This window comes from Pseudomonas sp. S35, assembly GCF_009866765.1.
Lineage (GTDB): Bacteria > Pseudomonadota > Gammaproteobacteria > Pseudomonadales > Pseudomonadaceae > Aquipseudomonas.
Genome location: NZ_CP019431.1, coordinates 2,265,082 through 2,285,170, shown reverse-complemented (window position 1 = coordinate 2,285,170; position 20,089 = coordinate 2,265,082). Strand labels below are relative to the sequence as shown.

Sequence of the window (20,089 nt, the reverse complement as noted above, 5' to 3'; positions counted from 1 at the left end):
CCCATGTCTATTTCATCTCCCCTGTTACGTCTGTTGCTGGTCAGCCTGCTGAGCCTGATGCTCACCCCGCTGGCCAATGCCGAGGCCGCTAAACGCCTGCGCATCGGCATCACGCTGCACCCTTATTACAGCTACGTGGCCAATATCGTTGGCGACAAGGCCGAGGTCGTGCCGCTGATTCCAGCCGGTTTCAACCCCCACGCCTACGAGCCGCGTGCCGAAGACATCAAGCGTATCGGCACCCTCGATGTGATCGTGCTCAATGGCGTAGGGCATGACGACTTCGCCGACCGCATGATCGCCACCAGCGAGCGCCCGGACATCCCGGTGATCGAAGCCAACGCCAACGTGCCGTTGCTGGCCGCCACCGGCAACGCCGCGCGCGGTGCCGGCAAGGTGGTCAACCCGCACACCTTCCTGTCGATCAGCGCCTCGATTGCCCAGGTCAACAACATCGCCCGCGAACTGGGCAAGCTCGACCCGGATAACGCCAAGACCTACACCCAGAACGCCCGCGCCTACGGTAAACGCCTGCGCCAGATGCGTGCCGATGCCCTGGCCAAGCTCACCAGCGCGCCCAATCCGGACCTGCGTGTCGCCACTGTGCATGCCGCCTATGACTACCTGCTGCGTGAATTCGGCCTGGAAGTCACCGCCGTGGTCGAGCCGGCCCACGGTATCGAGCCCAGCCCCAGCCAGTTGAAGAAGACCATCGACGAACTGCGCGCCCTGGACGTGAAGGTGATCTTCTCGGAGATGGATTTCCCGTCCACCTACGTCGACACCATCCAGCGTGAATCGGGGGTCAAGCTGTACCCGCTGTCACATATTTCCTACGGCGAATACAGCGCCGAGAAGTACGAAGTGGAAATGACCGGCAACCTCAACACCGTGGTCCGGGCGATTCAGGAGTCGGGCGAATGACGGCAGCGGAACAACTGAACGTCGCCAGCGTCGGCCCGACGCTCGAGTTCGACAAGGTGTCGCTGACCCTGGGCCGCACCGTGATCCTCGACGGCGTGAGTTTCCAGGTACAGCCGGGCAGCATCCATGCACTGGTCGGGCCCAACGGCGGCGGCAAAAGCTCACTGATCAAGACCCTGCTGGGGCAAACACCGCACCAGGGCCAGTTGCGCCTGCAGTGGCCAACCACGCCCGGTACCATCGGCTATGTGCCCCAGGCGCTGGAATTCGACCGCGGTTTACCGATGACCGTCGACGACTTCATGGCTGCCATGTGCCAGCGGCGCCCTGCGTTCCTGGGTTTGTCCAAGCATTACGCCGCGGCGATTGGCGAGGCTCTGGAGCGGGTCGGCATGCAGGATAAACGCAAGCGGCGCATGGGCGCGTTGTCTGGCGGCGAGCGTCAGCGCGTGTTGTTGGCCCAGGGCCTGATCCCGGCGCCGCAGTTGCTGGTGCTGGATGAACCGATGTCGGCACTCGATGAAGCCGGCATCCAGGTGTTCGAACGCCTGCTCAGTGACTGGCGTGTGGCCGGGATCACCGTGCTGTGGATCGAACACGACCTGGAAGCCGTTGGCCGTCTGGCCGACCGCGTCACCGGCCTAAACCGCCGCGTACTGTTCGACGCCACCCCGAAAGAGGCGCTGACCCCGGACCGCCTGCTGACCCTGTTTTCCACCCACCCTCGGAGCGCGGCGCAATGAGTTATGAAGCGTTTCGCCTGATGGTCCAGGGCTGGGCCTCGTCCGGTTACCTGCCGGAGGCGCTGGCCTATGGTTTTGTGGTCAATGCCCTGCTCGCCGGCTTGCTGATCGGCCCGGTGCTCGGCGGCCTGGGTACGCTGGTGGTGGTCAAGCGCTTTGCGTTTTTCTCCGAAGCCGTCGGCCATGCCGCACTGACCGGCGTGGCCGTGGGCATCCTGCTCGGCGAACCCTATACCGGCCCCTATGGCAGCCTGTTCGGTTACTGCCTGCTGTTCGGCATCCTGCTCAACTACCTGCGCAACCGTACCGGCCTGGCGCCGGATACCTTGATCGGCGTGTTCCTGTCGGTGTCCCTGGCGTTGGGCGCGAGCCTGCTGCTGATCCTGGCGGGCAAGATCAACGTGCACATCCTTGAGAACGTGCTGTTCGGCTCGGTGTTGACGGTCAACGGCAATGACCTGCTGGTGCTGGCGATTGTCGGCTCGCTGGTGATGGCCCTGGCGCTGCCGCTGTACAACCGCATCATGCTGGCCAGTTTCAACCCGCAACTGGCCGCAGTGCGCGGGGTGGCGGTGAAGACCCTGGATTACCTGTTCGTGATCCTGGTGACGCTGATCACCGTCGCAGCAGTCAAGGTCATCGGCGCGATCCTGGTCGGCGCGCTGCTAGTGATTCCCGCCGCCGCCGCCCGCCTGTTGAGCCAGTCGCTCAAAGGCTTCTTCTGGATCTCGGTGGTAATCGCCACCGTCAGCACCCTGTGCGGGATCCTGCTGCCGATCGTTTTCGACCTGCCCATCCCCTCCGGTGCCGCGATCATTCTGATGGCCGGTATCGCCTTTGCCCTTGCCGCCATCGCGCGCGGCACCGTGCCCAGCCTCAAAGGGAACCTTGGATAATGCGCTCTGTTCTTCAGCCTCTGGCCTTGGCCATCGCCTGTTTAATCACTGCCCCGCTGATGGCCGCCGAGCCCGTCAAGCCGGCGGCCCACGCCGCCAAACCGATCAAGGTGCTGGCGTCACTGCCGATCACCTATGGCCTGGCCGAGGTGCTGCTCAAGGGCACCGACGTGCAGTTGGAGCGTGCAGCCCCGGCCAACCTGCCGGGCTCGCGGCAGGTGTCGTATTTCACCGGCCGTGGCGCTCCGGCACTGAGTGCGCTGGCCCAGGACGCGGACGCGGCCATCGGCCTGCGTTCGCTGTGGGCGGATGACCCGCTGTACCCGGTAGCTCGGCGCAGCAACATCCGGATTGTCGAAGTCGACGCTGCACGCCCGGTGGATGGCGGCTTGCCAGGCATCGCCGTACAACCCGGCGTTACCGACGGTTTGAACAGCCAGCCGTGGCAGTCGAGCAATAACCTGGGGCGCATGGCCGATGTGTTGGCTACCGACCTGGGGCGCCTGGCACCGGGCGCCAAGGCGAAGATCGACGCCAACCTGGCTGTGCTCAAGCAACGCCTGCTCAAGCTCACCGCCGACAGCGAAGCGCGACTGGCCAAGGCCGACAACCTGAGTGTGGTCAGCCTGAGCGATCACTTTGGGTATCTGGTCAGCAGCCTGAACCTGGAACTGGTCAGCACCGATGCACGGCCGGATGCCGATTGGACGCCTGAAGCGTTACAGACACTCAGTGCCCAATTGAAGGACAACGACGTGGCCGTGGTGCTGCACCATCGTCAGCCGAACGAGGCGGTCAAAGCCGCCATCACGGCAGGTGGCTCCAAGTTGCTGGTGCTGAACGTCGACGGCGCGGACCCGGTGACGGAGCTGCAAACCAATGTGGATCAGGTGATCAAAACCCTCATGCCCTAACCGCTCGGCCCTGCTGTGGTGAGCAGGCTTGCCCTGCGCTGGGTCGCGAAGCGGCCCCAGGAGGTGGTTAAACGACATCCACTCCGACGTGGATGGCATCATGCCGCCAGAACTCCAGATCGCAATCGATCAACCGCTGGTGCTGGTCATAGTTGACCCGGGCGATGCGCAAGCCCGGGCTGCCCACCGACACGCGCAGCGCGGCGGCGGCTTCTACGGGCAAGGATGTCGGCACAATCTCAAAACGCACTCGTCCGTAGTGCAAGTCGTACTTGCGCGCATACAGTTCAGTCATCGACTGATTCAAGTCGCACTCAAGAATCCCCGGAAAATACTGCGGGTTCAGGTAGTGCTCCACATACAACACCAAACGCCCATCGATGCGCCGACTCCGGCAGATCTGGATCACGCTGGACAATGCCGGCAGTTGCAGCCACGCGCACACCGCCGCCGATGCCGGTTGCAGCCGCGCAGAAATCACTTCGGTGGAGGCCACGCGCCCCTGGTCGTTGACCATCGCGTGAAAGTGGCTGCGCTGCATCAGGTTGTAGGCCAATCGCGGCGGCGAGACGAACCAGCCACGGCGCTCCTCGCGATAAATCTGCCCTTGGGCTTCGAGCTGTAACAAGGCCTCGCGCACGGTAATTCGGGTGGTACCGAACAACTCGCTGAGCTTGCGCTCGGCGGGTAGTTTGCTTGCGGGCGGCAACAGTCCATGGTCGATCTGCTCTTGCAGCGCCAGGCCGATGGATGTCACCGCCTTGATTGCCTCATCACGCATCAACGTTACCTATCTGGACTAGACCAGCACCGTTCAGGTGCATGAAACGCTCGGCAATTGGACTCTTGCGGCTGCAAACAAGCGTAGGCATTACAGATGACCGACAGATGACAGCCGGCCTGAAGTGCCTGCCGAGCGTCTTGCAATACATCGGCCAAGTCCCGAGCCTGCGGGCACTTGGGCATGGTCTACGCTCAACCTGCGCTGAGCGACATCGGCGCGTTAAAAACGACATCGACACGAAACTGTCATCCATCGAGCCTAGATTGGCTCAGGTATTGCTCTGACCTAGACCAACACCACCGCAAACGTTCATAAAAACGCAGCGTTGCAAACGCCCAAAGGAGCTTCGGATGAAACAGCTTTTCCTGGCATCACTGTTAGGCTCGACCATTGCCATGTGCACCGCCGCCATGGCCGCTGATACCGATCTAAAAACCTTGGAAGCCGCCGCGAAAGCGGAAGGCGCCGTCAACAGCGTCGGCATGCCCGATGACTGGGCCAACTGGAAAGGCACTTGGGAAGACCTGGCCAAGACCTACGGCCTCAAGCACATCGACACCGACATGAGCTCGGCCCAGGAAATCGCCAAGTTCAAGGCTGAAAAAGACAATGCCAGCGCTGACATCGGCGACGTCGGCGCCGCCTTCGGCCCGATAGCGGTGAAGCAGGAAGTCACCCAGCCGTACAAACCGTCCACCTGGGCTTCGGTGCCGGACTGGGCAAAAGACAAAGACGGTCACTGGGCGCTGGCCTACACCGGCACCATCGCGTTTATCGTCAACAAGAAGTTGCTGCACGGCTCCGAAGTACCCACCAGCTGGGCTGACCTGCAGACCGGCAAATACAAAGTCTCGGTGGGTGACGTAAGCACTGCAGCCCAGGCATCCAACGCCGTACTGGCTGCGGCCATCGCTAACAAAGGCGACGAAAAGAACATCGCACCAGGCCTGCAGTTCTTCACCAAGATCGCCCAACAAGGTCGCCTCGGCCTGTCCAACCCGACCATCGCCACCATGGAAAAGGGCGAAGTCGAAGTGGGCATCGTCTGGGACTTCAACGGCCTGAGCTACAAAGCCAAGATGGCCAACCCGGATGACTACGTGGTGCTGATCCCATCGGACGGTTCGGTTAAATCCGGCTACACCACCATCATCAACAAATACGCCAAGCACCCGAACGCCGCCAAGCTGACCCGCGAATACATCTTCAGCGACGCCGGCCAACTCAACCTGGCCAAGGGCAATGCGCGTCCGATCCGTGCGGAAACCGACCTGAAACTGCCGGCCGACATCGCCAAGAACCTGATCCCGGGCGAACAGTACACCAAGGCCAATCCGCAGCCGATCAAGGATGCCGATGCTTGGGAAGCGACCTCCAAGAAGCTGCCGCAGCTGTGGAACGAGCAGGTCATCGTAGAGATGAAGTAAGGGTTTAATCCCACATTGGAAATCCAATGTGGGAGGCGGCTTGCCCCCCGATAGCGGTGTGTCATTCAACAAATTTGTTAGCTGATCCACCGTCACCGCGGGCAAGCCCCTCCCACATTTTTGAACCTGTTCCTCCAAAGGAATTGAGCCAAGTCAATCGTTGCGGAGCGTTCTCCCCCATGAAGCACAAAGTCATCCTTGTCGTGCTCGACGGCCTGAACTTCGAGGTTGCCAGGCACGCCATGGGGCACTTGCAGGCCTATGTCGGCGCAGGACGCGCAGCGCTCTACACGCTGGAATGTGAACTGCCCTCGCTGTCCCGTCCGCTGTATGAATGCATCCTCACCGGCGTGCCGCCAATCCAGAGCGGCATCGTGCACAACCAGGTCGCGCGCCTGTCGAACCAGCGCAGCATTTTCCATTACGCCACCGACGCAGGCCTGGCCACCGCGGCGGCGGCTTACCATTGGGTCAGCGAGTTGTATAACCGCACGCCCTTCCTCGCCGCCCGGGATCGTCATACCGACGACAAGGCGCTGACGATCCAGCATGGGCACTTCTATTGGAGTGACCATTACCCGGATGCCCACTTGTTCGCCGACGCCGAAAGTCTGCGACTCAAGCACGCGCCGGACTTTCTGTTGGTGCACCCGATGAACATCGACGACGCCGGCCACAAGCACGGCCTCGACAGCGCGCAATACCGCAACAGCGCGCGCTCGGCCGACATCATCCTGGCTGACTACCTGCAAGGCTGGCTCGACGCCGACTACCAGGTGCTGGTGACCGCCGACCACGGCATGAACAACGACCGCTCCCATAACGGGCTATTGCCGCAAGAACGGGAGGTGCCGCTGTTCGTAATCGGCGAGGCCTTCAGCCTGGATGCCAACGCCGCACCGAAACAGACCGACCTGTGCGGCACCGTCTGCGAACTGCTGGGCGTGCCCCACGACAAACCTGTATGCCGGGAGCTACTGAAGTGAATGCCATGACTCGCGGCAAATGGCTCGCACTGTTGTGCCTAGTGCCCTTTGCGCTGTTCTTTATCGTGTTCGAGATTGCGCCGCTGGTGTGGGTGCTGATCAACAGCCTGCAAACCGAAGAGGCCGGCTGGGGCCTGGAAAACTTCGTGCGGATCTTCAGCTCGAAGTTCTACCGGCAGGCGATCCAGTTCAGCCTGGAGATCAGCTTCTACTCCAGCATTTTCGGGATCATCATCGCCACGCTCGGCAGTTATTCCCTGCGCCGCGTCGATGGGCCGCTGCGCAACTTCGTCACCGCGTTCGCCAACATGACCAGCAACTTCGCCGGCGTACCCTTGGCCTTCGCGTTCATCATTTTGCTGGGCTTCAACGGCAGCATCACCTTGATGCTCAAGCAGGCCGGGATCATCCAGGATTTTAACCTGTACTCCAAAACCGGCTTGATCATCCTCTACACCTACTTCCAGATCCCCCTCGGCGTCTTGCTGCTGTACCCAGCCTTCGACGCCTTGCGCGAAGACTGGCGTGAGTCAGCGGCGTTGCTCGGCGCGAATGGCTGGCAGTTCTGGCGGCACATCGGTTTGCCGGTGCTGACGCCTGCGCTGCTGGGCACCTTCGTGATCCTGCTGGCCAATGCCCTGGGCGCCTACGCCACGGTCTACGCCTTGACCACCGGCAACTTCAACGTGCTGCCGATCCGTATCGCGGGGCTGGTCTCTGGCGATGTGTCGCTGGACCCGAACATGGCCAGCGCCCTGGCCGTGGTACTGGTGGCGCTGATGACGCTGGTCACGGTGGTCCATCAACTGCTGCTCAAGAGGAGCTACCATGTCTCGCGCTGAAGCCGGCCCTGCCTCCCTCTACCACCGTGTGGTGGTGTACCTGCTGTTTGCGATCCTGGTGTTGCCGCTGGTGGGCACCTTTGTCTACTCCATCGCCAGCAGTTGGTCGGCGACCATCCTGCCGGCCGGCTTCACGGTGAAATGGTATGCGCAGCTGTGGAGCGACCCGCGCTTTCTGATGGCCTTCGGGCAATCGTTACTGGTGTGCGTGGGCGCGTTGATCCTGTCGGTGGTGCTGATCTTGCCGCTGCTGTTCGTGGTGCATTACCACTTTCCCAAGCTCGATGCGCTGATGAACATCCTGATCCTGCTGCCGTTCGCGGTGCCGCCGGTGGTGTCGTCAGTGGGCCTGCTGCAACTCTACGGTTCCGGGCCATTGGCAATGGTGGGCACGCCGTGGATCCTGATCGGCTGCTACTTCACCGTGGCGCTGCCGTTCATGTACCGGGCGATCACCAACAACCTGCAGGCCATCAACCTGCGCGACCTGATGGACGCCTCGCAACTGCTGGGCGCCAGCACCTGGCAGGCGGCGATCTTCGTGGTGCTGCCCAACCTGCGCAAGGGCCTGATGGTGGCGCTGCTGCTGTCGTTCTCGTTCCTGTTCGGTGAGTTCGTATTCGCCAACATCCTGGTGGGCACCCGCTACGAGACCTTGCAGGTGTACCTCAATAATATGCGCAACAGCAGCGGCCACTTCACCAGTGCCGTCGTGATTTCCTATTTCTTCTTTGTGCTGGTGCTGACCTGGGCCGCCAACATTTTGAACAAGGACAAAAGCCAATGAGCTTCGTCAGCGTCCAACATTTGCAAAAAGGCTACTCCGGCACGCCGGTGTTCAGTGATATCAACTGCGAAATTGCCAAGGGCGAGTTCGTCACCCTGCTCGGCCCGTCCGGTTGCGGCAAGTCCACCCTGCTGCGCTGCATCGCCGGCCTGACTGCGGTGGACAGTGGGAAAATCCTGCTCGATGGCCAGGACATCGTGCCCCTGAGCCCGCAGAAACGAAACATCGGCATGGTGTTCCAGAGCTACGCACTGTTCCCCAATATGACCGTGGAGCAGAACGTCGCCTTCGGCCTGCGCATGCAAAAAGCCAACGCCGACGACAGCCACAAGCGCGTGCAGGAAGTGCTGCAACTGGTGGAACTCAAGGACCTCGCCGGGCGCTACCCGCACCAGATGTCCGGTGGCCAATGCCAGCGCGTGGCCCTTGCACGCTCGCTGGTCACCCGCCCGCGCCTGTTGCTGCTGGACGAGCCGCTGTCGGCGCTGGATGCGCGCATTCGCAAGCACCTGCGTGAGCAGATCCGCCAGATCCAGCGCGAACTGGGGCTGACCACGATCTTCGTGACCCATGACCAGGAAGAAGCCCTGACCATGTCCGACCGTATCTTCCTGATGAACCAGGGCAAGATCGTACAGAGCGGCGATGCCGAGACCCTCTACACTGCGCCGGTGGATGTGTTCGCCGCCGGTTTTATCGGCAACTACAACCTGCTCGATGCCGACAAGGCCAGCCAATTGCTGCAACGCCCGATCAGCGGGCGCATCGCCATTCGCCCAGAGGCCATCGAGCTGAGCCGCAGTGGCGAGCTGGATGCGCTGGTGCGCAGCCACAGCCTGTTGGGCAACGTCATCCGCTATCGCATTGAAGCTCGCGGCGTGGAATTGGTGGTGGACGTGCTCAACCGCTCGGCAGACGATCTGCACCCGGACGGCCAGCGCCTGGCACTTTCCATCGACCCCAGTGCGCTGTGTGAAGTAGCCTGACGCAACGATTTTCAGAGAGAGCATGACGGATGGCATTGGTAATTTTTGATCTGGACGACACCTTGATCCACGGCGACTGCGCGACCCTGTGGAGCGAGCAGATGGGCCGCCTGGGCTGGGTTGAACCGGAGTCGTTCATGCGCAGGAACAATGAGCTGATGGACGCCTACAGCCGCGGCGAACTGGCCATGGAAGACTTCATGGACTTCAGCCTGGAGCCGATGATCGGCCGCACGCCGGAAGAGATCGAGCACCTGGTCGAGCCCTGGGTGGAGGACGTGATTGAGCCGCTGATCTACAGCGAGGCGACCAAGACCATCGCCAGGCATCGCGCAAATGGCGACCGGATACTGGTGATTTCCGCGTCGGCTACGCACCTGGTCACACCGATTGCGGCGCGGATCGGCATTGATGAAGTGCTGGGGATCAACCTTGAGGTGAGTCATGGCGTGTACAGCGGCCGTACCGTCGGCGTGCTGACCTATCGCGAAGGCAAGATCACGCGCTTGCTGCAATGGTTGGAGCAAGAAGGTGAGACGCTGGAAGGGGCGTATTTCTACTCGGATTCGCGCAATGACCTGCCGTTGCTGCTGAAGGTGGATAACCCACAGGTGGTGAACCCGGACCCGGTATTGCGCGAGCACGCCGAGAAGGCTGGCTGGCCAATTCACCTCTGGACCTGACATCGCCCACTTGAACTGAAAACCCGATCAAATGTGGGAGGGTGGCTTGCCCCCGATGCCGGTGTGTCAGATGAAACATTCTTCACTGAAACACCGCCATCGGGGGCAAGCTCCCTCCCACCTTAATCGCAACCAGGCTCTCGTCGATCACGAGCACCAACTTGCCCCAAACCTGATTGGTCGCCAACTCGGCAAACGCCGCCTTGAACTGATCACTGCGACTGCGAAAGGTCCAGCCCCGCCACTGGATACGCTTACCCAGCACTTGGGCCTGATCCAGGTGGGCGTCGCGGCACCCCACCGGGCACGATCGAGGCCCGCAGCCGTCACATGAATGCGAACTTGGTCTAACTTGGCTCCTCCAACCACCCCACATGAACCTCAACGCCTTGCAATGCTTTCCTACAGCCTCCATAGTGAGTCTGGACTGAGCCCGTAGCAGTAGCGCCGGGCTTTTTGCATTATGCGACCGGCCCCTATGGAACCGGCAACTTCAAAGACGGCCCTATATGCGTTATCAATTGCCCCCGCGTCGAATCAGCATGAAGCATCTGTTCCCCAGCACCGCCCTCGCTCTTTTCATTGGTCTCGGCTTTGCGTCGATGTCGACCAATACGTTCGCAGCCAACAGCTGGGACAACCTTCAGCCGGACCGCGACGAGGTGATTGCCAGCCTCAATGTGGTCGAGTTGCTCAAGCGCCATCACTACAGCAAGCCGCCGCTGGACGACGCACGCTCGGTGATCATCTATGACAGCTACCTCAAGCTGCTGGACCCGTCGCGCAGCTACTTCCTGGCCAGCGATATCGCTGAGTTCGACAAGTGGAAGACCCAGTTCGACGACTTCCTGAAGAGCGGCGACCTGCAGCCCGGCTTCACCATCTACAAGCGCTACCTGGACCGCGTCAAAGCGCGTCTGGACTTCGCGCTTGCCGAGCTGAACAAGGGCGTCGACAAGCTCGACTTCACTCAGAAGGAAAGCCTTCTGGTGGACCGCAAGGATGCTCCTTGGCTGACCAGCAACGCCGCCCTCGACGACCTGTGGCGCAAACGCGTCAAGGACGAAGTGCTGCGCCTGAAGATCGCCGGTAAAGACCCCAAGGCTATCCAGGAGCTGTTGACCAAGCGCTACAAGAATCAGCTGGCGCGTCTGGACCAGACCCGTGCCGAAGACATCTTCCAGGCCTACATCAACACCTTCGCGATGTCCTACGACCCGCACACCAATTATCTGTCGCCCGACAACGCGGAAAACTTCGATATCAACATGAGCTTGTCGCTGGAAGGCATCGGTGCCGTCCTGCAAAGCGACAACGACCAAGTGAAGATCGTGCGTCTGGTGCCGGCCGGTCCGGCCGACAAGACCAAGCAGGTCGCTCCGGCTGACAAGATCATCGGTGTGGCCCAGGCCGAAAAAGAAATGGTCGATGTCGTCGGCTGGCGCTTGGACGAAGTGGTCAAGCTGATCCGTGGGCCGAAAGGCAGCGTGGTGCGCCTGGAAGTGATTCCGCACACCAATGCGCCAAACGACCAGACCAGCAAGATCGTGTCCATCACCCGTGAAGCGGTGAAGCTCGAAGACCAGGCCGTGCAGAAGAAAGTCCTCAACCTCAAGCAGGATGGCAAGGACTACAAACTGGGCGTGATCGAAATCCCGGCCTTCTACCTCGACTTCAAGGCCTTCCGCGCTGGCGATCCGGACTACAAGTCCACCACCCGCGACGTGAAGAAGATCCTGACCGAACTGCAGAAGGAAAAAGTCGACGGCGTGGTCATCGACCTGCGCAACAACGGCGGCGGTTCCCTGCAGGAAGCCACCGAGCTGACCAGCCTGTTTATCGACAAGGGCCCAACCGTGTTGGTACGCAACGCTGACGGCCGTGTCGACGTGCTCGAAGACGAGAACCCGGGCGCCTTCTACAAAGGCCCGATGGCGCTGCTGGTCAACCGCCTCTCGGCGTCGGCTTCGGAGATTTTCGCCGGCGCCATGCAGGACTATCACCGTGCGATGATCATCGGCGGCCAGACCTTCGGCAAAGGCACCGTGCAGACCATCCAGCCGCTCAATCATGGCGAGCTCAAGCTGACACTGGCCAAGTTCTACCGGGTTTCCGGGCAGAGTACCCAGCATCAGGGCGTACTGCCGGACATTGATTTCCCGTCGATCATCGACACCAAGGAAATCGGCGAAAGCGCCCTGCCGGAAGCCATGCCATGGGACACCATCCGCCCTGCGATCAAGCCTGCATCGGATCCGTTCAAGCCGTTCCTGGCACAGTTGAAGGCTGACCACGAAGCCCGCTCCGCCAAGGATGCCGAGTTTGTGTTCATCCGTGACAAGCTGGCCCTGGCCAAGAAGTTGATGGAAGAAAAAACCGTCAGCCTCAATGAAGTGGATCGCCGCAAACAGCACACCGACATCGAGAATCAGCAACTGGTGCTGGAGAACATCCGCCGCAAGGCCAAGGGTGAAGATCCACTCAAGGAACTGAAGAAAGAAGATGAAGACGCGCTACCGACCGAAGCGGATAAAACCAAGCCGGAAGACGACGCGTACCTGGCCGAGACGGGCCGGATCCTGCTGGACTACCTGAAAATCACCAAGCAGGTGGCTAAGCAGTAAATGATGGCGATTTAATGTGATCCCTCTGCAGAGTGTCATCATATAGACATCATTCTGTCGTGAAATGAAGGACCGTAGGCTCAACGCCTACGGTCCTTTTTTTTCGATCGAGATCGCCATGACCATGACCGAACAGCTGAGTGCATTGGGCTCTATCCTGGCTCAAGGCAGCTTGCACAGCCTGTTCCAACCGATCATCTGTCTGTCCGAGCGGCGCATCCTCGGCTACGAGGCCCTTAGCCGTGGCCCGTCCAACAGCCCGCTGCACTCCCCCGTCGCCTTGTTCTCCGTGGCCCGCCATGCCGGGCGCCTCAGCGAACTGGAAATGGCCTGCCGCGAAAGCGCGTGTCGACGCTTCAGCGAGCAAAAACTTGCGGGCAAGCTGTTCCTGAATATCTCGCCAGAGTCCTTGCTGGAAACAGCGCACCAACCGGGCCGCACCCTGCAACTGCTGCGCGACTTCGGCATCCCGCCGAGCCAGGTGGTGATCGAACTCACCGAGCAAACCCCCACCGACGATTTCGACCTGCTGCAAACCGCCCTGCATCACTACCGCAACATGGGGTTCTCAATTGCCCTGGACGATTTGGGCGCCGGCTACTCCAGCCTGCGCTTGTGGTCGGAGTTGCGCCCGGATTACGTGAAGATCGACCGGCACTTTATCGATGGCATTCACCAGGATGCACTCAAGCGCGAGTTTGTCGGCTCGATCCTGCAAATCGCCAGGGCGTCTCGTGCGCAGGTGATTGCCGAAGGGATCGAACTGCCGGAAGAGCTGGCGGTGCTGACGGAAATGGGCGTCGATCTGGTACAGGGCTACCTGCTTTGCCGTCCACAAGAACATCCGCCGCAGGAAGCACGGCTGATGCTGCCCAAGCCTGACCAGTCGAGCGTGACGCTCAACGACGAAGGCAGCGACCTCAGCGCCCTGCTCAACGAGCAACCGGCCGTGGACCAGGACACCGCTACGGCCCAAGTGCTGGAGGCGTTCCGTCGACAGGCCAATCTCAACTCCCTGGCGGTTTTGGATGGGCGTGGGCAACCGGTGGGCATCGTCCATCGGCATTCACTGTCGGACGCGCTGCTCAAGCCGTTCGCCACCGACTTGTTTGCGCGCAAGCCCATCAGCCGCTTGATGAGCATCGACTTTCTGGCGGTGGAGTTGAGCCAGTCCCTGCAACAGGTCAGCCGCCTGCTCACCAGCCGCGCACGGCAACGCATCGAAGAAGACTTCATCATCACCCTCAATGGCGACTACCTGGGCCTGGGCCGGGTGATCGATGTGCTCAAGCTGATCACTGAGCTGAAGATCCAGCAGGCCCGCTATGCCAACCCGTTGACCCTGCTGCCCGGCAACGTACCAATCCAGCAATGCCTTACACGCCTGTTGCAGCAACAACGGGAATCGGTGATCTGCTACGTGGATATCGACAGCTTCAAACCGTTCAACGACATCTACGGCTACGGGCGTGGGGACGAGGTATTGCTGTGCCTGGCGCAATGCCTGAACGACCGGGTGGACCCCAGCCGAGACTTTGTCGGACATATCGGCGGCGATGATTTTTTGCTGGTGCTGGGGCCACAGGATTGGCGCAAGCGGCTCAACCAACTGCTCGATGACTTCCACACCCAATGCCGGCGCTTCTACCGCGCAGAACACCTCGAGGCCGGCTGCTTCGTGGCGTTGAACCGCCAGGGCGTGCGCCAGGAGTTTGCACTGCTGTCGCTTTCGATCGGGGTGGTGCATTTATATCCACAGGCCTGTGGACAACTCGATGCCAGCCAATTGGCAGAACTAGCGTCGCAAGCCAAGCACCATGCCAAGGATGTGGTCGGCTACAGCATCCACGTCATCGACAGCCTGGAGATCCTGGCCCAGGCTCTCTAAGCCTCGGCAGACTCCGGGTATTGGTATTCAAATACCCGTACCACTTCCGAGGCGTGCCATGATGCGGCAGCCACGCCATCGGAGGGCCCGCTGAAGCGCCCCAGGCGCTCCACGCATTCAAAAAAACCGGTGCGCGGCAGACGGCTCGCGCCCTGGCTGATCACCAGCGAGCTGCGCAACGGCTGCTCGGCCTTGGCGTCCAGTGCCGCCAGATGCTCCAGAGCAGCGGCCAGGGTTTGCATCGCCGGCGTAGGAAATTGCAAACGCTCCAACAACGCACGATAGGTCAGCAAATGGCGCTGGCGGCGCGCCTGGTCCAGTTCGTTGAGAAGCCCATCCCAATGATGACGGCTGATACGTAGGCTCAAGATTCATCCCTCCAACCTGCAACGCCAAATTCCCAGGCCAGGCTGCGGCGGATCGCAGCATCCGGCTGACGTTCACCACTTTCGATCAATCCGAGATACGAGGGGCTGATGCCCACGGTACGCGCGAGGGTCTCGATCGCCAGGCCCTTGGCTTCACGCAAGCCACGCAGGTCCGTGAGCGGGCGCAGAGCGTGCTCGGGCGTGGCTTGGACAGTAGGAGAAGGTGCTTGTGTAGGCTGTTGCTGACCGGCAGCTTTTAGCAGCGCCTGGTACTGATCCCATGGCAACACCGCGTATTCGGGTTCGCCATTGCGTGAAATTATCTGAATATCCATGACTGCCCCGTAGGATAACAACACTCACTAAGTAAGCTCTTTCCTTAGGAGTGTAATCCTAACAGCCACAAAGGTCGCAGGGGGATAGTCGCGCCGTCAGTTTTTTCGCGGATTTTCCTTGGCCAGCAAGGCTGGTGTCGCAGGCAGGCGCTCAACCACCGCTAGTTTTTCCGGACGCAGGGCGTCACGCCAGGCACGAAAGGCGCTTAGTTCGCCGTCCAGGGTCTTCATGACCCACGCCAGTACCGCGATGTCATCGAGCATGCCAAACATGGGAATAAAGTCCGGGATCGCATCAATCGGGCTCAGGAAGTACATCAACCCCGCCACCACCGAGATCAATGCCTTGGGGCTGATCGCGCGGTATTCACCCCGCCAGTACGCCAGGCACAGGGCTTGAAGCAGTTTGAAATCATCCTTGAGCTTGCCCAGGCGGTTGCCCTGGCTTGAGCCCTTGGCGGCGACAGCAAACAGCAAGGTCGGCAGACGCCCACGGCCCAGCAAGCGTGCAGCCATGGGCAGGAAGCGGGTGAAATTGAAGGGTGGTTTCATCTGTCACTCCAGTTCCATCAAACAGAAAGGTTATCCACACAAATTGTGGATAACCTTGTGAACAGAGCCTGTTTTACCGGCTGAAAGCCACGGTTTACAAGGCTTTCAGTCAAATCGGGCGTTTTTTGCGCACATCAAAAAAACCCAAGATTTCATTGACTTGGCGTTGATGTATGGCTACCCGTGCTCGAGTCTTATATCAGACTGTCGCTCACCCCGGACGTTCGTTTGGATCTATGTAGTGAGCGGGCAGAAGGATTCAAGTCGCAGAAACAACAACGCCCCGTCGAAACGGGGCGTTGCGTGTTCAGGCGCCGACTACTTCTTGGCGGCTGGGGCTTCAGGGGCTTCAGCCTTGGCTGGGTCCTTGATGGCCAACAGTTCCAGGTCGAAGACCAGCACCGAGTTGGCTGGAATCGCCGGGCTCGGGCTCTGGGCACCGTAGGCCAGGTCGGACGGGATATACAACTCGACCTTCTCGCCGACGTGCATCAGTTGCAGGCCTTCGACCCAACCTGGGATCACGCCGCTGACCGGCAGGTCAATCGGGCTACCGCGATCCACGGAGCTGTCAAAGGTGGTGCCGTTGGTGAGCTTGCCGGTGTAGTGAACCGTCACCACGTCAGTCGGCTTAGGCTGTGCGCCGTCGGCTTTCTTGGTGATCTTGTACTGCAGACCGGAAGCGGTGGTGACAACGCCGTCTTTCTTGGCGTTGTCTTCGAGGAATTTCTTGCCGGCGGTTGCCGACTCTTCGCTCATTTTGGTCATGCGTTCTTCAGCACGCTTTTGCAGTGCGGCAAACGCTTCAACCAGTTCGTCGTCTTTGAGCTTCTGCTCTTTCTTGCCAACGGCATCTTCGATGCCCTGGGCTACAGCCTTGGAATCCAGATCATCCATGCCTTCTTGGGCAAGGCTTTTGCCCATGTTCAGGCCGATGCCGTAGGAAGCTTTCTGCGCCGGGGTTTTCAGCTCTACGCTGGTCTGCGAATCACAACCCGCAAGTACCAGGCTAACCAGGGCCACCGCCGCCGCCAACCGATGCTGTTTCATGCTATTTCCTTGTTCATGCGCCAATAGGGCATTCGAATAAAGTCGCGAGCTTATCAGGCGGCCACGACCAATGGCTACCGGCATGTGAGCAGGAAACTTCTGATAAGTTCACGTGTTTAAAAGCATTTTCATTCATGATGCAGGCCCGCGAAGGATCGCGGGACCGCCTCTCACCAAGCTCATGGCCACTTGCCGCACTCGTGGCACAGTGGCATAACATCGCGACAACTCGACAAGGATAGTTATCTTGCGCATTTTTTCCCGTGTATTACTCCTGATAATTGCCATGCTGGGCCTGATCCTGGCCGTGGTGATCTACTACACCCTCAACCCCAAGCTGCCGGACTATGTGCCCGTGGAGCAGGTGCACTACCAGGACCAATGGAGTGCCGCTGACCGTCAGACCTATTACTTCACGCCCCAGGGCACCCAGGTAAAAGGCCTGCATTACGACTGGTTCACCGCGCTGGAACTGCCGTTCTCCGAGCGTCGTTTTGCCGCGCCCGACTACCTGGCGCGCTTCGGCTTCCTGGTCGACCCGAAACAAGTACCCACGACGCAAAACCCCGGCAACCTGCCAGTAGGTTTTGCCCGCCACAAAAACTCCGGCAACAATGTTGAATACCTGGACATCACCTGCGCCGCCTGCCATACCGGCGAGCTGCATTTCAAAGGCCAGGCCCTGCGTATCGACGGCGGTTCGGCCCAGCATGTGCTGCCCTCCAGCGTGCCGACCTTGCGTGGCGGCAGTTTCGGCCAGGCCTTGGTTGCCAGCCTCGCCGCGACCTACTACAACCCGTGGAAATTCGAGCGCTTCGCCCGCCAGGTGCTGGGTGATCGCTATGATGCCGAACGCAACCAACTGCGCCTGGACTTCAAGCAGTCGCTGAACCAGTTCATCAAAGTCGCCTGGAACGATACCCACCGCGGCCTCTACCCCACCGAAGAAGGCCCTGGGCGTACCGACGCTTTCGGCCGCATCGCCAACGCCAGCTTTGGCGACGCCATTTCCCCAGACAACTACCGCGTCGCCAACGCGCCCGTAGACTACCCACAACTGTGGGATATCTGGACCTTCGACTGGGTGCAGTGGAACGGCTCGGCCCAGCAACCGATGGCCCGTAACATCGGCGAAGCCCTTGGTGTGGGTGCCACGCTGACGTTCTTCGACAGCGCAGGCCAGCCGCTCCAGGGCGACGCCCGCTACCCTTCCAGCGTGCGGGTACACGACCTCAACCTGATCGAAGAAACCCTGCAACGCCTCAAGCCACCGACCTGGCCCGAAGACATGCTCGGCGCGATCGACAAGCCGCTCGCCGCCCAAGGCCGCGCGCTGTTCGCCGAGAACTGCGCTGGCTGCCATGTGCCTGCCATCAGCCAGGCAGGTGGCCGCCCGGTGCAGAGCCTGAAAATGCTCCCGGTGGACTACATCGGCACCGACCCCGGTACCGCCAGCAACATTACCGACCAGCGCTATGACCTCAGTGCGCTGCAATGGGACCCGGCGGAACTGGCCAAGCTGAATGTCCAGTTGCACCCGACCCCCACCGAACCCCTGGACCTGAAAAACATGTCCGTGGCCAAGGGCCTGGCCTACGTCACCGCCTTCGTCGAAGACCACGCCTACCGCGCCGCCGGTGTCACCCCGGCCGAGCGCTCGCGCCTGGACGGCTACGGCCTGCCGATTGGCGTGCGTGAGCTGCGCGCCTACAAGGCCCGCCCATTGGCGGGTGTCTGGGCTACGCCGCCGTTCCTGCACAACGGTTCAGTGCCAACGATCTACCAATTGCTTTCGCCGCAGGACGAGCGCAGCACCAGCTTCTATAAAGGCACTTTCAACTACGATCCGCGTCACCTGGGCTTTGAGACTGACGCGTTCAAGAATGCATTCCTGTTCGATACCAAACTCACCGGCAACCACAACAGCGGCCACGAATTCCGTGCTGGTGAACGTGGCAAAGGCGTGATCGGCCGCGGCTTGCTGCCGCAGGAGCGCTGGGCGCTGCTGGAATACCTCAAAGTGCTGGGCGGCCCGCTGGAGCAACAACTGCCATGATGATCCGATCTCGATACGACCAACCGTCCCTGCTCACCCGCCTGTGGCTGCGCATCGGTAGATTCCTCGGCAAGACCTTGATGTGGCTGGTGGGCCTGGGCTTGCTCGGCTGGCTGGCCGCTACCGCCTGGTACGCCTGGCAACACAGCGGGCCGGTGTCGCCCAATGAGCAAATCCCCGCAGGTGAAGCGGCGATGACCCAGGGCATCATTCAGACCGCTGTGCGCATCGTCGACCAACACCGCGAAGGCACGCGTTACCTGCGCGATGCCCACGCCAAGGCGCATGGGTGCGTGAAGGCAGAAGTCAGTGTGCTGGCCGACCTTGACCCGGCGTTGCGCCAGGGTGTGTTCGCCGAACCGGGCAAGACCTGGCAGGCGATGATGCGGCTGTCCAACGGCAACGCTTACCCGCAGTTCGACAGTATTCGCGACGCCCGGGGCATGGCGATCAAGCTGCTCGATGTACCGGGTAAACAACTGTTGGCCGACCAGCAGGCACGGGCCGAACAGGACTTCGTGATGTTCAGCCACCCGAACTTTTTTGTCAGCGATGTGGCGGAATATGCACAGAACATCGGCGCCCAAGCCGACGGCAAGAAAGTCCTGGCGTTCTTCCCCAAGGCCGACCCGCGCAGTTGGCAAGTGCGCCACCTGTTCATCGCCCTGGCGACGCTGGCGCCCGCACCGGCCAGCCCGACGCAGACCACCTACTTTTCCGTATCGCCCTACAAGTTCGGTGCGGCCAACGCCAAGTTCCGCGTCGCGCCCGACCCACAGAGCTGCCCGGAATACGCATTGCCCAAGCAAAACCAGGATCTGCCGAACTTCCTGCGCAGCGCCCTGAGCCAGCAACTGTCTACCGACCGCGTGCCGGCCTGTTTCGTATTGCAGATCCAGCGGCAGAACCCGCAGAAATTCATGCCGATCGAAGACACCAGCATCGAATGGAAGGAAAGCGACGCGCCGTATGAAAGCGTGGCCACGGTGCGGATCCCCGCCCAGGATTTCGATACACCTGCGCTGAACCTGGCCTGTGACAACCAGTCTTTCAACCCTTGGTTTGGCGTGGCGGAACACCGGCCCATCGGCGGTATCAACCGCTTGCGCAAAGCGGTGTACGAGGCTGTCAGCGACTATCGTCACAGCCGCAACGCGCCCTAGGCTCAGGCAAACAGGTGCTCGGCAATGAGGTCCTCGAATACGCGGATTGTCGGCCGACAACGCACCCGTGATCAGGCCTTA

19 protein-coding genes and 1 pseudogene are annotated in these 20,089 nt (G+C 60.8%); 14 read left to right on the top strand and 6 right to left on the bottom strand.

The annotated features are described in order from the left end of the window. Positions 1 to 3 precede the first annotated feature (3 nt). From PspS35_RS10425 to PspS35_RS10410, 4 genes are read left to right on the top strand one after another with little or no spacing between them, the layout of a single operon-like run. A complete protein-coding gene (locus PspS35_RS10425) occupies positions 4 to 924 on the top strand; it encodes a metal ABC transporter substrate-binding protein (protein ID WP_159934140.1) in 921 nt (306 codons plus the stop codon). Further along, entirely contained in the window at positions 921 to 1,667 is a 747-nt protein-coding gene (locus PspS35_RS10420; RefSeq protein ID WP_159934138.1) for a metal ABC transporter ATP-binding protein, read from the top strand. Before PspS35_RS10425 ends, PspS35_RS10420 begins: the two co-directional genes overlap by 4 nt. Continuing rightward, positions 1,664 to 2,563 carry a metal ABC transporter permease gene (locus PspS35_RS10415; protein ID WP_159934136.1) on the top strand — a complete coding sequence of 300 codons (900 nt, stop codon included), beginning with the start codon at positions 1,664 to 1,666 and terminating at the stop codon, positions 2,561 to 2,563. Before PspS35_RS10420 ends, PspS35_RS10415 begins: the two co-directional genes overlap by 4 nt. Then, positions 2,563 to 3,477, top strand: coding sequence for a zinc ABC transporter substrate-binding protein (locus PspS35_RS10410; protein ID WP_159934134.1), 915 nt, complete (start codon positions 2,563 to 2,565; stop codon positions 3,475 to 3,477). Before PspS35_RS10415 ends, PspS35_RS10410 begins: the two co-directional genes overlap by 1 nt. Positions 3,478 to 3,544: 67 nt before the next feature. On the opposite strand, the gene PspS35_RS10405 is transcribed toward PspS35_RS10410, so the two are convergent. Further along, a complete protein-coding gene (locus PspS35_RS10405) occupies positions 3,545 to 4,258 on the bottom strand; it encodes a UTRA domain-containing protein (protein ID WP_159934132.1) in 714 nt (237 codons plus the stop codon). Positions 4,259 to 4,611: 353 nt separating this feature from the next. Here PspS35_RS10405 and PspS35_RS10400 point away from each other — a divergent pair, with 353 nt between their 5' ends. The 6 genes from PspS35_RS10400 (at position 4,612) to PspS35_RS10375 (ending at position 9,972) form a co-directional block, all read left to right on the top strand. Then, positions 4,612 to 5,688, top strand: a complete 1,077-nt coding sequence (locus PspS35_RS10400; RefSeq protein WP_159934130.1) for an ABC transporter substrate-binding protein — start codon at positions 4,612 to 4,614, stop codon at positions 5,686 to 5,688. A gap of 179 nt (positions 5,689 to 5,867) precedes the next feature. Continuing rightward, positions 5,868 to 6,674: an alkaline phosphatase family protein gene (locus tag PspS35_RS10395; protein WP_159934128.1), complete on the top strand. Its 807-nt coding sequence runs from the start codon at positions 5,868 to 5,870 to the stop codon at positions 6,672 to 6,674. Between the two features lie 5 nt (positions 6,675 to 6,679). Beyond that, positions 6,680 to 7,516, top strand: coding sequence for an ABC transporter permease subunit (locus tag PspS35_RS10390; protein WP_174244866.1), 837 nt, complete (start codon positions 6,680 to 6,682; stop codon positions 7,514 to 7,516). Beyond that, a complete protein-coding gene (locus tag PspS35_RS10385; RefSeq protein WP_159934124.1) occupies positions 7,503 to 8,303 on the top strand; it encodes an ABC transporter permease in 801 nt (266 codons plus the stop codon). The genes PspS35_RS10390 and PspS35_RS10385 overlap by 14 nt, the downstream gene beginning before the upstream one ends. Next, positions 8,300 to 9,289, top strand: coding sequence for an ABC transporter ATP-binding protein (locus PspS35_RS10380; RefSeq protein WP_159934122.1), 990 nt, complete (start codon positions 8,300 to 8,302; stop codon positions 9,287 to 9,289). The genes PspS35_RS10385 and PspS35_RS10380 overlap by 4 nt, the downstream gene beginning before the upstream one ends. 29 nt (positions 9,290 to 9,318) lie before the next feature. Further along, positions 9,319 to 9,972, top strand: a complete 654-nt coding sequence (locus PspS35_RS10375; RefSeq protein WP_159934120.1) for an HAD family hydrolase — start codon at positions 9,319 to 9,321, stop codon at positions 9,970 to 9,972. 82 nt (positions 9,973 to 10,054) lie between these two features. Here the strand turns inward: PspS35_RS10375 and PspS35_RS10370 are convergent. Next, positions 10,055 to 10,273 (bottom strand): annotated as a pseudogene (locus PspS35_RS10370) (hypothetical protein); the annotation flags it as partial. 241 nt (positions 10,274 to 10,514) lie between these two features. On the opposite strand from PspS35_RS10370, the gene PspS35_RS10365 reads away from it, so the two are divergent. Together PspS35_RS10365 and PspS35_RS10360 are read left to right on the top strand one after the other, a co-directional pair. Then, on the top strand, positions 10,515 to 12,596 hold the full coding sequence (locus tag PspS35_RS10365; RefSeq protein ID WP_174244797.1) for a carboxy terminal-processing peptidase: 2,082 nt from the start codon (positions 10,515 to 10,517) through the stop codon (positions 12,594 to 12,596). A 118-nt stretch (positions 12,597 to 12,714) separates the two neighbouring features. Next, complete coding sequence (locus PspS35_RS10360; RefSeq protein ID WP_159934116.1) at positions 12,715 to 14,484, top strand: bifunctional diguanylate cyclase/phosphodiesterase; 1,770 nt, start codon at positions 12,715 to 12,717, stop codon at positions 14,482 to 14,484. On the opposite strand, the gene PspS35_RS10355 is transcribed toward PspS35_RS10360, so the two are convergent. The 4 genes from PspS35_RS10355 to PspS35_RS10340 form a co-directional block, all read right to left on the bottom strand. Further along, on the bottom strand, positions 14,481 to 14,852 hold the full coding sequence (locus tag PspS35_RS10355) for a hypothetical protein (RefSeq protein ID WP_159934114.1): 372 nt from the start codon (positions 14,850 to 14,852) through the stop codon (positions 14,481 to 14,483). The genes PspS35_RS10360 and PspS35_RS10355 overlap by 4 nt on opposite strands. Then, positions 14,849 to 15,187 (bottom strand): helix-turn-helix transcriptional regulator, encoded by a 339-nt coding sequence (locus PspS35_RS10350; protein WP_159934112.1) that lies wholly within the window; start codon positions 15,185 to 15,187, stop codon positions 14,849 to 14,851. Before PspS35_RS10350 ends, PspS35_RS10355 begins: the two co-directional genes overlap by 4 nt. A 96-nt stretch (positions 15,188 to 15,283) precedes the next feature. Continuing rightward, positions 15,284 to 15,739 carry a DUF1232 domain-containing protein gene (locus PspS35_RS10345; RefSeq protein ID WP_159934110.1) on the bottom strand — a complete coding sequence of 152 codons (456 nt, stop codon included), beginning with the start codon at positions 15,737 to 15,739 and terminating at the stop codon, positions 15,284 to 15,286. 318 nt (positions 15,740 to 16,057) lie between these two features. After that, entirely contained in the window at positions 16,058 to 16,789 is a 732-nt protein-coding gene (locus PspS35_RS10340) for an FKBP-type peptidyl-prolyl cis-trans isomerase (RefSeq protein WP_159934108.1), read from the bottom strand. Positions 16,790 to 17,036: 247 nt separating this feature from the next. Here PspS35_RS10340 and PspS35_RS10335 point away from each other — a divergent pair, with 247 nt between their 5' ends. Beyond that, complete coding sequence (locus tag PspS35_RS10335) at positions 17,037 to 18,845, top strand: di-heme-cytochrome C peroxidase (RefSeq protein ID WP_159934106.1); 1,809 nt, start codon at positions 17,037 to 17,039, stop codon at positions 18,843 to 18,845. Then, the gene (locus PspS35_RS10330; RefSeq protein ID WP_159934104.1) at positions 18,842 to 20,008 is read left to right on the top strand and encodes a catalase family protein; all 1,167 of its coding nucleotides are present in this window, start codon (positions 18,842 to 18,844) and stop codon (positions 20,006 to 20,008) included. The genes PspS35_RS10335 and PspS35_RS10330 overlap by 4 nt, the downstream gene beginning before the upstream one ends. Positions 20,009 to 20,089 lie beyond the last annotated feature (81 nt).

Bases quoted from the DNA above. Each gene is read 5' to 3' on its own strand.
- PspS35_RS10425 (WP_159934140.1), top strand. From the start codon at position 4: ATGTCTATTTCATCTCCCCTGTTACGTCTGTTGCTGGTCAGCCTGCTG.
- PspS35_RS10420 (WP_159934138.1), top strand. From the start codon at position 921: ATGACGGCAGCGGAACAACTGAACGTCGCCAGCGTCGGCCCGACGCTC.
- PspS35_RS10415 (WP_159934136.1), top strand. From the start codon at position 1,664: ATGAGTTATGAAGCGTTTCGCCTGATGGTCCAGGGCTGGGCCTCGTCC.
- PspS35_RS10410 (WP_159934134.1), top strand. From the start codon at position 2,563: ATGCGCTCTGTTCTTCAGCCTCTGGCCTTGGCCATCGCCTGTTTAATC.
- PspS35_RS10405 (WP_159934132.1), bottom strand. From the start codon at position 4,258: ATGCGTGATGAGGCAATCAAGGCGGTGACATCCATCGGCCTGGCGCTG.
- PspS35_RS10400 (WP_159934130.1), top strand. From the start codon at position 4,612: ATGAAACAGCTTTTCCTGGCATCACTGTTAGGCTCGACCATTGCCATG.
- PspS35_RS10395 (WP_159934128.1), top strand. From the start codon at position 5,868: ATGAAGCACAAAGTCATCCTTGTCGTGCTCGACGGCCTGAACTTCGAG.
- PspS35_RS10390 (WP_174244866.1), top strand. From the start codon at position 6,680: ATGACTCGCGGCAAATGGCTCGCACTGTTGTGCCTAGTGCCCTTTGCG.
- PspS35_RS10385 (WP_159934124.1), top strand. From the start codon at position 7,503: ATGTCTCGCGCTGAAGCCGGCCCTGCCTCCCTCTACCACCGTGTGGTG.
- PspS35_RS10380 (WP_159934122.1), top strand. From the start codon at position 8,300: ATGAGCTTCGTCAGCGTCCAACATTTGCAAAAAGGCTACTCCGGCACG.
- PspS35_RS10375 (WP_159934120.1), top strand. From the start codon at position 9,319: ATGGCATTGGTAATTTTTGATCTGGACGACACCTTGATCCACGGCGAC.
- PspS35_RS10365 (WP_174244797.1), top strand. From the start codon at position 10,515: ATGAAGCATCTGTTCCCCAGCACCGCCCTCGCTCTTTTCATTGGTCTC.
- PspS35_RS10360 (WP_159934116.1), top strand. From the start codon at position 12,715: ATGACCATGACCGAACAGCTGAGTGCATTGGGCTCTATCCTGGCTCAA.
- PspS35_RS10350 (WP_159934112.1), bottom strand. From the start codon at position 15,187: ATGGATATTCAGATAATTTCACGCAATGGCGAACCCGAATACGCGGTG.
- PspS35_RS10345 (WP_159934110.1), bottom strand. From the start codon at position 15,739: ATGAAACCACCCTTCAATTTCACCCGCTTCCTGCCCATGGCTGCACGC.
- PspS35_RS10340 (WP_159934108.1), bottom strand. From the start codon at position 16,789: ATGAAACAGCATCGGTTGGCGGCGGCGGTGGCCCTGGTTAGCCTGGTA.
- PspS35_RS10330 (WP_159934104.1), top strand. From the start codon at position 18,842: ATGATGATCCGATCTCGATACGACCAACCGTCCCTGCTCACCCGCCTG.